This is a genomic window from Microbacterium wangyouchuni, from assembly GCF_051546305.1.
In the GTDB taxonomy this organism is placed as follows: Bacteria; Actinomycetota; Actinomycetes; order Actinomycetales; family Microbacteriaceae; genus Microbacterium.
Genome location: NZ_JBPTMA010000002.1, coordinates 175,176 through 186,990 on the forward strand (window position 1 = coordinate 175,176; position 11,815 = coordinate 186,990).

Annotated in this window: 10 protein-coding genes; 3 read left to right on the plus strand and 7 right to left on the minus strand. The window is 65.6% G+C overall.

Annotated features, from left to right (window positions below; genetic code table 11):
* Window positions 1–42: 42 nt before the first annotated feature.
* Complete coding sequence (locus ACSS7Z_RS04120) at window positions 43–1,206, plus strand: ROK family protein (protein WP_438253217.1); 1,164 nt, start codon at window positions 43–45, stop codon at window positions 1,204–1,206.
* Window positions 1,207–1,419: 213 nt separating this feature from the next.
* Here the strand turns inward: ACSS7Z_RS04120 and ACSS7Z_RS04125 are convergent, their stop codons facing one another.
* From ACSS7Z_RS04125 to ACSS7Z_RS04155, 7 genes are read right to left on the minus strand one after another with little or no spacing between them, the layout of a single operon-like run.
* Window positions 1,420–2,874: an aldehyde dehydrogenase (NADP(+)) gene (locus ACSS7Z_RS04125; RefSeq protein WP_438253688.1), complete on the minus strand. Its 1,455-nt coding sequence runs from the start codon at window positions 2,872–2,874 to the stop codon at window positions 1,420–1,422.
* 13 nt (window positions 2,875–2,887) lie between these two features.
* Window positions 2,888–3,961 carry a mandelate racemase/muconate lactonizing enzyme family protein gene (locus tag ACSS7Z_RS04130; RefSeq protein ID WP_438253218.1) on the minus strand — a complete coding sequence of 358 codons (1,074 nt, stop codon included), beginning with the start codon at window positions 3,959–3,961 and terminating at the stop codon, window positions 2,888–2,890.
* Complete coding sequence (locus ACSS7Z_RS04135; RefSeq protein WP_438253219.1) at window positions 3,958–4,869, minus strand: 5-dehydro-4-deoxyglucarate dehydratase; 912 nt, start codon at window positions 4,867–4,869, stop codon at window positions 3,958–3,960. Before ACSS7Z_RS04135 ends, ACSS7Z_RS04130 begins: the two co-directional genes overlap by 4 nt.
* Window positions 4,862–5,836: an NAD-dependent epimerase/dehydratase family protein gene (locus ACSS7Z_RS04140; RefSeq protein ID WP_438253220.1), complete on the minus strand. Its 975-nt coding sequence runs from the start codon at window positions 5,834–5,836 to the stop codon at window positions 4,862–4,864. Before ACSS7Z_RS04140 ends, ACSS7Z_RS04135 begins: the two co-directional genes overlap by 8 nt.
* Window positions 5,837–5,844: 8 nt before the next feature.
* A complete protein-coding gene (locus tag ACSS7Z_RS04145; RefSeq protein WP_438253221.1) occupies window positions 5,845–7,194 on the minus strand; it encodes a Gfo/Idh/MocA family protein in 1,350 nt (449 codons plus the stop codon).
* A 16-nt stretch (window positions 7,195–7,210) separates the two neighbouring features.
* The gene (locus ACSS7Z_RS04150; protein WP_438253222.1) at window positions 7,211–8,122 is read right to left on the minus strand and encodes a carbohydrate ABC transporter permease; all 912 of its coding nucleotides are present in this window, start codon (window positions 8,120–8,122) and stop codon (window positions 7,211–7,213) included.
* On the minus strand, window positions 8,112–9,053 hold the full coding sequence (locus tag ACSS7Z_RS04155) for a carbohydrate ABC transporter permease (protein ID WP_438253223.1): 942 nt from the start codon (window positions 9,051–9,053) through the stop codon (window positions 8,112–8,114). Before ACSS7Z_RS04155 ends, ACSS7Z_RS04150 begins: the two co-directional genes overlap by 11 nt.
* Window positions 9,054–9,218: 165 nt before the next feature.
* On the opposite strand from ACSS7Z_RS04155, the gene ACSS7Z_RS04160 reads away from it, so the two are divergent.
* On the plus strand, window positions 9,219–10,232 hold the full coding sequence (locus ACSS7Z_RS04160; protein WP_438253224.1) for a LacI family DNA-binding transcriptional regulator: 1,014 nt from the start codon (window positions 9,219–9,221) through the stop codon (window positions 10,230–10,232).
* Between the two features lie 244 nt (window positions 10,233–10,476).
* Window positions 10,477–11,799, plus strand: coding sequence for an ABC transporter substrate-binding protein (locus ACSS7Z_RS04165; RefSeq protein WP_438253225.1), 1,323 nt, complete (start codon window positions 10,477–10,479; stop codon window positions 11,797–11,799).
* Window positions 11,800–11,815 lie beyond the last annotated feature (16 nt).

Consider the following 11,815-nt stretch of genomic DNA (forward strand, 5'->3'; position numbering starts at 1 on the left):
TATCGTGACAGGAACAACAAATCGCGTGCGTTGAGGAGAGACATGGCGGATCGGGCATCCGGGATCGAAGGCGTGCGCAGAAAGAACCTCGGCGAGGTGCTGCGTCTCGTCCATCAGGAGGGTCCGCGCTCGCGGGCGCGAATCACCGCAGAGACCGGACTCAACCGTTCGACGGTCGCCGACCTCGTCACCGGCTTGGCTGCGGCGGGGCTGGTGGTGGAGCAGAACCCTGATCCCACTCGCCGTGTCGGGCGCCCGAGCCCCGTCGTCAGCGCCAACCCCGACGTGACAGCGATCGGCATCAACCCGGAGGTCGATGCGATCGAGATCGGAGCAGTCAGCCTGGGCGGCGGGCTCCGGGAGCGCACGCGCGTGCCGCTGGACAGTGTGCCCAGTGCCGCGGATGCCGTGGCCATCGCCGTTCGGGTCATACAGGAGTGGCAGCAGAACTCTCTGCGGGGCTGCCGACTGGTCGGGATCGGCGTTGCGGTTCCCGGGCTCGTGCGGGCATCCGATGGCGTCGTCGGGCTCGCCCCGCACCTGGGCTGGCGCGATGAGGACATCACCACACCGCTGGCGGCAGCGCTCGACGCGCCCGTCATCGTTGACAACGACGCTTCGCTGGGTGCTCGCGCCGAGAAGCTGTTCGGCGCGGCACGTGAGCATCGCGATGTCGTCTACCTCAACGGCGGTGCCAGTGGCATCGGCGGTGGGCTCATCCTGAACGGAACCCTCATCTCGGGGGCAGGCGGCTACGCCGGGGAATGGGGGCAGACTTACCCCGGCATCGGCACGGAAGCCGATCGGATCAGCGTTGACGGCGTGCTCGAAGACGAAGTCAACAGGGCACGGCTCGTGCATGCTGCCGGTCTCAGCGCCGCTGATGACACCCAACTCGCACGAGCGCTCGCCGAATCGGACGATGACGAGCTCATCGCCGAGGTGCAGAGGCAACGACGCGTGCTTGCGGTCACCCTCGCCAATGCCGTCAACGTGCTCAACCCGTCGATCGTGGTGCTCGGCGGATTCCTGCCGATGCTGCGCGACCACGACCCTGACGCATTCGACCTCGCGGTGCGTGAGCGCGCACTGGCTGCTCCGGCCGAGGGCCTCGTGATCCACTCCGCCGACCTCGGCGCCGACCGTTTGCTGATCGGCGCCGCGGAAACGGCGTTCGCCAGGCTGCTGGCCGACCCGTTCGGGTGACCGCGCGGCCCGCGCGGGTCACCACCTCCCCGTGCCGGGTCACCACCTCCCGCGCCGACCCTGCTCCGGTCGCAAATGACGCTGTTAAAACGGCTTCAGAGCAGCACCAATTGCGACCGGAACAGTGTCGGGGCGCGTGGTTGGGGCGCAGGGTGGGGGTCAGTGTCGGGAGTGCGGTCAGGCAGCACCGCGGGCGGATAGGGCCAGCGCGAGTTACACCGAGTCGGCAACCGTGAGCACACCGTCGACGCGCCGGGGGATGCGCAGCGGATTCTGCTCGTGCAGGGCACGGGGCAGTACCTGCTCCGGAGCGTTCTGGAACACGATCGGTCGCTGAAAACGACGAACCGCGGCTGCGCCGACCGACGTGAACTGCGTGTTCGTCGAGGGCCAGGGCCCGCCGTGGTGCTGCGCCCAGCTCACTGCCACTCCGGTGGGCCAGCCGTTGAACAGCACTCGCCCGGCGATATCGCTCAGTGCAGAGACGAGCTCCTCGACGTCTTCGGCGGGTTCGTGATGCACAGTTGCCGTAAGTGTTCCCGGCAGTGCGCGCAGCACCGCGGTGAGGTCATCACTCTCGTCGATGCGCACCAGCAGGGTGAACGGGCCGAAGACCTCTTCCAGCAGTTGATCTGCGTGCCCGAGAAGGGTCGCCGCATCCGTCACCGCGACGGTCGGCCCGCTGGCGTCAGACGCGATGATGTCCACGCCGGGCACAGCACTGATGCTGCTTAGCCGGTGGGCGAAGCCTTCAGCAATCGTGGGGGTGAGCATGCGCGGCTGTGCACGCAGGAGTTCCGCGAGCTGCTGGGGGAGGGATGATCCCGCCGGCACGAAGACCAGCCCGGGTTTCGTGCAGAACTGCCCGACTCCCAGTTGGAAGGAATCAGCGAGCCCTGCTGCCAGTTCATCGCTGCGGGCCGCGGCTGCCGCAGCGGTGATGACGACTGGGTTCACCGCTCCGAGCTCACCGTAGAACGGGATTGGCTCCGGCCGGGCGGTCACGTGATCGAGCAGAGCACGACCGCCGCGCACTGATCCAGTGAAGGCGACTGCGCGCACGGCCGGGTGACTGGCGAGTGCGAGACCGGCATCGAAGCCGGTGATCAGCGAGAACGCCCCGGCAGGTGCTCCCGCTGTGGCGAGCGCATCGGCGACGGCCGCCGCGGTGGCGACGGATGTGCGCGGATGCCCCGGATGCGCTTTTAAGAGAACCGGGCATCCGACAGCGAGGCTCGATGCCGTGTCGCCGCCGGCGACGGAGAACGCAAACGGGAAGTTGGATGCTGCGAACACAGCGACCGGCCCGATGGGGCGCAGGATTCGGCGCAGGTCCGGAATGGGCGGCGTCGCCGTCGGATTCGGATGATCGATTGCCGCTTCGAGATAGGACCCCTCTTCCACGACCGACGCGAACAGCCGCAGCTGTGCGGTGGTGCGGGCGAACTCTCCGGTGAGACGGGGGAGCCCGAGCGCCGTTTCCTCGTTCGCAATCGCCGTGAGTTCATCCGCTTCAGCATCGAGCCGGTCCGCGATCGCCCGCAGCCATGTGGCACGGGTCGGCTCGTCAGAGCGTGACATGACAGCGAAGGCGCTCGCCGCGGCTTCCGCGGCGTGCTGCACCTCGTCGAGGGTGGTGTCGTCGGTCAAATTCTGCGGATTCGTCATCATCGTGATCGCCCTATCTCTTGAAGTTCATTCCCAGGCCGACGGATGCTTCCCCCGTGGCCCACCCGTCGTGCACCTGAATCCCGCTCGGAGCCGTGAGGACGCCGAGGTCGGCGAAGCCGGCATCCTCGACATCCTCGATCCAGCACGTCTCGGGGAGCGTGAACGCGACCTGTGCCGACAGCTCCGGCAGCAGGTGCGGAGCGAGCTGGGCATCGTATTCGCGCACGAGCTCAGCGATGCGCAGGAACGGGGTGATGCCTCCGACGCGGATGATGTTCGGCTGCGCGATGTCCACGACGCCGGCATCCAGAAAATCACGGAACCGGTGCACGGTGTGTAGATTCTCGCCGACAGCGATGGGCACGTCGATTCGCTTGCGCAGCTCGATGTGCGCGGCGAGGTCGTCTGCGCGCAGGGGCTCTTCGATCCAGCCGATGTCATGGGCCTGCAGGGCGACGATCGCGCGACTGGCGCTGTCGAGATCCCAACGCTGGTTCGCATCGATGAACAACTGGCGGTGGGGGCCGAGTACCTCGCGCACCGCCGCTACGCGCTCGAGGTCGTCCGCAAGGTCGGGCTTTCCGACCTTGATCTTTACCGCCGAATAGCCGCGGTCAACCCAGCGCCGCACCTGGGCGACGAGTTCATCGATCGGGTAGTGCAGATTCACGCCGCTGCCGTAGGCGGCGAGCCGGTCATGCCGGCGTCCGAGCAGCGTGGTGACGGAGCATCCACTGCTCCGAGCCTGCAGATCCCACAGCGCAAGGTCGACCCCGGCCAGCGCGATCGTGGTGATTCCGCCACCACCCGCTTCATGCAGATGCGCCCACGCCTGATCCCACACCGCAGGTGACGCGGGCCGTCCGATGAGGAACGGGGCGAGGTCGTCGTCGATCATGGCTCGAACCGCACTGCTGCCGATGGAGGGAGTCCACGAGAACCCGTGACCGGTCCGCCCGTCGATGGTGTGCACCGTGACGACGATCACTCGGATCTCGGTGACGTCTGATCCCCACGGTCGCTGCAACGCGATGCGTAGCGAACGCGTCTCGACACGTTCGACAGTGGTGTCGCCGCCGATCATGCGATCAACTCACGCCCAGTTTCGAGTAGGCGCTCGAGCCGGCCGACCTGCTCCGCCGTCGGATCAACGAGCGGAGCGCGTACCGATCCCACCGGCAGACCGCCCAACCGGACCCCGGCCTTGACCAGCGCCACCGCAAAGCCCGGCGTCTCATCGCGCAGTTCGATCAGCGGGGCGAAGAACCCGTCGAGCAGTGCCTGCTGCATCTGAAGATCATCACCGCGCAGGGCCTGGAAGAAGGCGACCGAGATATCAGGTGCCATCGCGAATACGGCAGACGAGTACAGCGGAACGCCGATCGCGCTGTAGGCGGCCTGCGTCATCTCCGCGGTCAGCAGTCCGTTGAAGAACAGCGGCTCATCGGCCAGGGATGCGGCATCGCGCACGAAGCGCTGCGCGAGCGCCAGATCACCGACGCCATCCTTGACGCCGATCACCCGGTCATTGCCCAGCAGGGTGGTGATGGATGCCGGAGTGAACTGCGCCGCACCGCGGTGGTAGACGATCAGCGGCAGGTCGGTTTCCGCGGCGATCCGCTCGACGTAGGCGACCAGTCCTGCCTGTGGACCCTGCACGAGGTACGGCGGCATGACGAGCAGACCCTCAGCGCCGGCTTCCTGCGCACTGCGCGCGCACTCCAGGGCATGGCCGAGGGCACCACCACTGCCGGCGAGCACCGGAACCCGGCCGGCAGCACCTCGGACGGCCGCCGCGACCGTAACGGCATATTCAGATGCGGAGAGGGCGTGGAATTCGCCCGTCCCGCACGCGGAGAACACCGCACCGGGCATGTGGTCGACCCGCTCGGAAACATGCTGCTCGACGAGATCGGCATCCACTCGATCGTCGTCGTCGAACGCGGTGACGGGGAAGAAGAGAACGCGGTCGGGAATGGTCAGCTCAGACATGAGAGGCCTCCTGGTCGTCGGGGAGAGATTGCGGCGTGGATAGTTCGGGTTGGCGGAGTTCGCTTCGCCACGTGCGGCGGGCGGTCCAGCCGAGCAGCTGCTTTGCGCGGGCTCCGGAGAAGACTCCGGCGCGTCCGGAGACGGATGCTGCGGCATCCGCTGTCTCCGGAATTAACTGCGCCAGCGATGGCGCTGTCGGGTTCTGCACGAGGGCATCCGAAGCGGTCACGAAGAACACCTCGCCGTTGGGCACCCCGTCGGTGTGCTGCAACCAGGCACCCACGAAGTCACCGGCGTCTCGGGCATCCACGTAGTTGAACAGGGCGACGGCCGACAGTCCTGGGTCGGCCAGCCGCTCGGCGACCGTGTGGCCCTGCTGGGTGCGCTCGCCCTGCCATTCCTCGGGGGCGATCACGTAACACGGTCGGAACACGCCGAAGCGGACACTGCGGCCGTAGCGGCGCACCGCCATCTGTACGATCTGCTCGATGGCCACCTTCGATACGGCATAGCCGTTCCAGGGGGCGAGGGGATGATCCTCGTCGAGCGGAAGGTACGACGGACGCCAGCCCTCGGGGGATCCGTAGCCGATCACGGTCGGACTCGATGCGACCAGCAGCGCCTTCGCCTGGGCGGCGATCGTCGCTTCCAGCACGTTCCAGGCGAGGCGCGTGTTGATTTGGAACACCTCGGCGTCCGGGAGTGAGCCGGGAACGGCGATCGCGGCAAGATGCACCACAGCATCCGGCGCGATCTCGACGAACGTATCGTGCGTGGCCACCGCGTCCAGCAGATCGATGGCGATCTGCGGCGTCTCCAGCGCATCACTGCGCGTGCGGTCGACGCTCACCACGTCGTACCCCGCTGCGGCGAGTTCGCGGACAACGCTGCGGCCGAGTCGCCCGGCGCCGCCGGTGACGAGCACGCGCGCGCCAGGATGCAGGCCGGGATGCAGTTCCGTATTCATGGCAGAGCTCATTCTTGGATGCCTGCGGCAGCGGCACCGGCGCTGCCCAGTTCCAGGTCGCTGATGCGCACAGCGCGCTCGTCAGCGAGGGACCGGTTACCGGCAAGACCCACGACCATGCTGCGTACCCCGTCAGTCCAATCCGCGGTGCGTCCCAGCGGGTCCGGCTGCGCGCCGAGGAACACATCGCGCAGCAGCATCGCATCGCCACCACCGTGTCCGCCCTCGGCCTCCGCGATAGGCACTTCGCGAGCGGTCTCGAAGTGCCGCTGCACGACGAGCCGTTCCGATACCGGGCGCGCCGAATCGTCGCGCACGAGGTCGGGACGTGCACTCGGGTCAACGACGGTGCGGCCCTGCTCGTCGACGAGCACGGAGCCGCGTTCGATGACGGTCAGCTCCGCACGGCCACGGGTTCCATTGACGGCGACCGTGTACCCCTCCCAGGGGGCGTGGGCGTTCAGGGAGTACGACATCGTGCTGCCGCCGGCGTAGTCGACGACGAGTGAGAGGTTGTCCTCGATGGTGATGCCGGCGTCGAAGACGTCGCGATCGCGCAGGTAGCCGTCGTGCTGCTCTTGCTCGAGGTAGAGCCCGCTCCACGTGGGGTCCGTGCGCAGGTCGAGGCTGAACTGATCGCGCAACGGCGAATCGGTCGTCCCGCGCTCAGGACGCGGACCCAGCCCGCGTTTCTGGGCGTTCTCGGCGCCGTAGAACCGCAGCCCACCGGAGGCGAACACGCGCGTGGGGGTGTCGTTGATCCACCAGTTCACCAGGTCGAAGTGGTGGCTGGCCTTGTGGATCAGAAGCCCGCCGGAGCGGTCCTTCTCGCGGTGCCAGCGCCGGAAGTAGTCGGCGCCGTGCGCGGTGTCCAGCACCCACTCGAAGTGCACGCTGGTGACCGCCCCGATCTCACCGGAATCGATCAGCTGCTTCAGTGCACTGTTGCGCGGTGAATAGCGGTAGTTGAAGGTGATTGTCACCTCACGTCCGGTTCGCTCTGCGGCCTCGGCGATACGCCGCACGCCCGCTTCATCGATCGTGAGCGGCTTCTCAACCACGACATCGGCACCGGCATCCAGCGCTGTCACGATGTGATCCGCGTGCGTGAAATCGGGGGAGCTGATGATCACGCGGTCGATGCGATGCTCGCGGACGGCATCGGCGAGAGCATCCGGCGCAAAGCGCGCTGGTGTGCCCAATTCCGGATGCTGCGCCAGCGACCAGTCCTGGCGTCCGGGGTTGGTGTCGGTCCAAGCGACGAGCTCGGCTACGTCCGCGTGTGTGGTTGCGAGCGCGTCGAGGTACATCTGCGCGCGTGAGCCGGAGCCGACGAGTGCATAGCGGAGGCGGGTCATCTTCTGATCCTTTCGATCACTTGATGCCTGAGGTCGCGGCGCCCTTGATGAGGAACCGCTGGCCGAACAGGAAGATGAGGAACAGGGGGATCAGTGAGACGACACTCATGGCGAACATCGAGCCGTAGTCCGAGCTTGATTGGGCATCGAGGAAGCCCTTCAGGGCGAGCGAAGCCGGGAATAGCTCTGGCAGTCGCACATAGATCAGCGGACCGAAGAAGTCGCCCCACGTCCAGATGAACGTGAAGATGGCGGTGGTCGCCAACGAGGGCACGATCAGGGGAAGCGTGATCTGGAAATAGCTGCGGAAGTGGCCGGCCCCGTCGACACGGGCAGCTTCGAACAGCTCCTTGGGAAGTCCGCGGATGAACTGCACCATCAAGAAGATGAAGAAGGCCTCGGTCGCCAGGAACTTCGGCGCGATCAGCGGAAGGAACGTATTCAGCCAGCCGAGCTCTTTGAAGATCACGAACTGGGGCACCAGCAGCACCTGGAACGGGAGCATGATCGAGCCGAGCATCAGCACAAAGGCGAAGTTTCGGCCGCGGAAGCGCAGTCTCGCGAAGGCGTAGGCGGCCATCGAGCAGGACAGCAGGTTTCCCAGGATCGCGCCGAAGGCGATGATCGAGGAGTTGATCAGGAATACCCCGAATGGATGCTGGAGGTCGGTCCAGCCGTTCTGGTAGTTCTCGAACGTCAGATCGGCGGTGAAGATGCTCAGATCACGGAAGATCTGGTCATTGGGTTTGAGGCTCGACACCACCAGCCAGATCAGCGGGTAGAGCATCACCACCGAGATGATGATGAGCATCGCGTGCTTGCCGAGCGCGCGAAGTGAGCGGCCGCCGGCTCGGCGTCGGCCTGCCGTCTCGCGTCGCCGGCGTGACGAAGAGGGCGGGCGCAGCAGGGTCTCGGTTTCAGTCGTCATAGAACACCCAATACTTCGAGAGCCAGAAGTTGAACGCTGTGAAGGCTGCGATCACCACGAGCAGGAACCAGGACATCGCCGAGGCGTATCCCATGTTGAGCTCGGTGAAGGCTTCCTTGTACAGCAGAAGCGTGAAGAACATCGTCGAATCACTCGGCCCACCGGTGCCGCCGGAGACGACATAGGCCTGTGTGAAGGACTGGAAGGAGAAGATGATCTGCAACACCAGGTTGAAGAAGATCACCGGGGTCAGCAGCGGGAACGTGATGGCGAAGAACTGGCGGATTCTGCCGGCACCGTCCATCGACGCCGCCTCGTAGTACATCTCCGGAATCTGGCGGAGCCCGGCGAGGAAGATCACCATGGGGGAGCCGAAAGTCCAGATGTTCAGCACGATCAGCGTGCCGAGAGCAAAGTCGGGGTGGCCGATCCAGCCGGGACCGTCGATGCCGAACCAGGCGAGGAACCCGTTGACGATGCCGTCCTTGCCGAACACCTGACGCCACAGGATTGCGACCGCGACGGAGCCGCCCAGCAGCGAGGGAAGGTAGAAGATCGAGCGGTAGAACGACAAGCCTCGCAGGCCCTTATCGAGCAGAACGGCCAGCCCCAGTGCGAGTGCGAGCAGCAGGGGAACGCTGACGAAGACGTAGACGACGGTCACGCGGAACGAGTTCCAGAAGCGCGGGTCGTTGAACATCTCGACGATGTTGTTCAGGCCTGACCAGATGGGCGGCTGCAGCAGGTTGTAGTCGGTGAACGACAGGTACAGTGACGCAACGATCGGACCGATGGTCAGGCACAGCATGCCGATCAGCCAGGGGAGCATGAAGACCCATGCCGCCTTGCCATCCGGGTATTTCTCTTTGACGCGCGCCCCCGTGGCGCGACGTGAACGCGTTATCGTGCGTAGTTCTCCGAGACTGCTCACGTGACCTCCTTGTCTGATCCGTGCCTGTCGATGGCAGCCGACGGGCTCACCTTCGAGAAAGCGGTTTCACGAGTGTTCTGATTATTGACGTGTCCACGTCGATTCGTCAAGCCGAGACAGTACAGTGGCACTGTCCGAAGCCGGATCGGGATGGAAGAGGAATCGATGACCGCTCAGCGTGGAAGTGTCACGATCGCCGATGTGGCGCGCCATGCCGGCGTTTCTCCAGCCACGGTTTCTCGGGTGATGAATGGCCGGTTCGCCGGTGACAGCAGTGTTGCCGATCGGGTTCGCCAGGCGGCGAGCGACTTGGCCTATGCGCCGAGTCCGCTGGCTCGAAGCCTCGCCCTCGGGCGGACGCACGCGGTCGCTTTCGTCGTCCCTGACCTTGCAAACCCGGCTTTTCAGTCGGTGCTGGCCGGGTTGAGCAAGACGGCGGCGCTGGATGGCTATCGGGTGCTGGTGGCAGACTCTGCCGAGTCTCCTGAAGATGAAGCGGCGCTCGCGCTCGAGATCAGGCGGCGCACGGACGCGATCGTGCTGTGTGCACCACGGATGCCCGAGGCTGAGCTCACGGCGCTGGCCGCGCAGTTGCATCCGCTGGTGTTGATCAACCGTTCTGTGTCGGGGGTCTCCGCTCCTTCGTTGTCAATCGATTACCGTGCCGGGATCGCTGACCTTGCCCAGCACCTCTACGGGCTCGGGCACCGCTCCTTCGCGTATGTTTTCGGTCCAGAGCTCAGCGCCTCGAACGCCCGCCGCGAGCTGGGGCTCGACGATTTCCAGCGTGCTCACCCCGATGTGACCATCGCGCGGATCCCCGCCGGTGCGAGCTCGGATGACGGTCGCGAGGCGGCCGTCGCTGTGCATGACAGTCGAGCCACCGCTGCGCTGGCGTTCAACGATCTCGTCGCGATCGGGCTGATTGGTGGGCTGCGAACGCTCGGTCTGAGCGTGCCTGAAGATATTTCGGTGACCGGCTTCGACGACATTCCGCTGGCGCAGTACCTCGCCCCCGCGTTGACGACGGCGTCGGTGTCTCACGCCGATCTGGGCGTGCTCGCCTGGGGGCGGATGCACGACCTCATTGAGGGTGGGAGCCCGGGGCAGAACGTCGTGTTCCAGCCGCGTGTCGAGGTGCGGGACTCTTCGGGAGCGGTCTCGGACCCGGCGCCCTGAGCGATCTTGGGGGCGGCCTCCCGTGCGGCCTGCTGGCGAGTGAGGGCGGCGTGGCAGGTCTGATGTTGTGCTGTGCAACGATTTGTTGTCCACTCCGCAGAATCGATTGACACCCCTCTCGGTGGATGCTAGCTTCACTCGAGAAAGCGGTTTCTCCTCCGAGTTCATCGAAGCGAAAATCCGCTCCAAAAACCCGACAGACGTTCGGCCGCCATGGCAGCGGCCCCAACCCGAAAGAGGCGCAATGATGCGTACGACACGCTCTCGCATAGCCGTCGGCTCCGCGATGGTGGCCAGCGCGCTGGTCTTGACCAGCTGCTCCGCAGGAACAGGAACCGCAGACGGCGGCGGTGAGTTCGATCCCGAAGAGGAAATCGAACTGGAGATCTCCTGGTGGGGAGATGACAACCGGGCGACACTGTTCGGCGAAGTCATCGACCTGTTCGAGGACGAGTACCCGAACATCACTGTGGTCGAGACGCCGGTCGGCTCTCCCGATGACCTGTTCAATCGTCTTGCGACCGACTTCGCTGCCGGTGGCGACACGGCCCCGGACGTGTTCGCTCTGGGTGGGGCAAAGCCCCAGGAATACGGTGCGCTGGGTGCGCTGCTGGACTTGTCGACGGTTTCTGAGCAGCTCGACGCGAGCAAGTATCCGGACTTCTCGCTCACCAGCGCCCTCGTCGATGACCAGCTCTATGGCCTGCCCACCGGCGGTAACGCGACAGCGGCCTTCATCAACGCCGACATCTTTGCCCAGGCTGGCGTCGATGTGCCCGCGGATGGCTGGACGTGGGATGACCTGGTCGCAGTCACGAACGAGATCGGTAGCGCCGGTCTCACCACGGCGGACGGAAAGCCTGTCCACGGCATCGATCTGCGCGTGCAAGACATCATGGGCACATATGCCGGACAGCTCAGCGAGGTGGGCATCTACGACTGGGATGGTCAGCTCGGTGTAGACGTCGACGACATCGCCAGCTGGTACGAGATCGAGAAGCAGCTACTCGAAGGCGGTGCACTGCCAGACCCATCCGTCGTCACGGCGAACTGGGCGCTGCCGCCGGACCAGCAGCCGTTCACACTCGGCCAAGCGGCAGTCACCTTCGGCTACAGCAACCTGATGGGCGTGTACGCCGGTGCCGGCGAGAACGTTCAGATGGTCCTGCCGCCGACCTCAACCGACATTTCCGGTGTGGCGCTGCTGCCCTCCGCGTTCTGGTCGATCAACGCGGCCAGCGCTCACCCCGAGGCCGCGGCCCTGCTCATGAACTGGTTCCTCAATGAGCCTGCGGCAGCCGAGCTCATCCTTGACACGCGAGGCGTGCCCTTCAACCCAGACACGCTCGCGGTGGTTTCCCCGCTGCTGAGCGGGCCCGGCCAGGTCGCGGCAGACTATGTGAATGTCGTGCTGGAGGAAGGCGTTGTGGCTCCGCCGCAGCCTGCCGGTGGGTCGATTCTCAACGAGCTCTCCCAGCGCATGGAGTCGGAGGTTCTCTTCGAGCGTGCGACACCGGAGGAAGCCGCGCAGCGTTGGATCGATGAGCTCGGCGCAGCTCTGCAGTAATTCACGAACAGTGGGG

Bases quoted from the DNA above. Each gene is read 5' to 3' on its own strand.
- ACSS7Z_RS04120 (WP_438253217.1), top strand. From the start codon at position 43: ATGGCGGATCGGGCATCCGGGATCGAAGGCGTGCGCAGAAAGAACCTC.
- ACSS7Z_RS04125 (WP_438253688.1), bottom strand. From the start codon at position 2,874: ATGACGAATCCGCAGAATTTGACCGACGACACCACCCTCGACGAGGTG.
- ACSS7Z_RS04130 (WP_438253218.1), bottom strand. From the start codon at position 3,961: ATGATCGGCGGCGACACCACTGTCGAACGTGTCGAGACGCGTTCGCTA.
- ACSS7Z_RS04135 (WP_438253219.1), bottom strand. From the start codon at position 4,869: ATGTCTGAGCTGACCATTCCCGACCGCGTTCTCTTCTTCCCCGTCACC.
- ACSS7Z_RS04140 (WP_438253220.1), bottom strand. From the start codon at position 5,836: ATGAATACGGAACTGCATCCCGGCCTGCATCCTGGCGCGCGCGTGCTC.
- ACSS7Z_RS04145 (WP_438253221.1), bottom strand. From the start codon at position 7,194: ATGACCCGCCTCCGCTATGCACTCGTCGGCTCCGGCTCACGCGCGCAG.
- ACSS7Z_RS04150 (WP_438253222.1), bottom strand. From the start codon at position 8,122: ATGACGACTGAAACCGAGACCCTGCTGCGCCCGCCCTCTTCGTCACGC.
- ACSS7Z_RS04160 (WP_438253224.1), top strand. From the start codon at position 9,219: ATGACCGCTCAGCGTGGAAGTGTCACGATCGCCGATGTGGCGCGCCAT.
- ACSS7Z_RS04165 (WP_438253225.1), top strand. From the start codon at position 10,477: ATGATGCGTACGACACGCTCTCGCATAGCCGTCGGCTCCGCGATGGTG.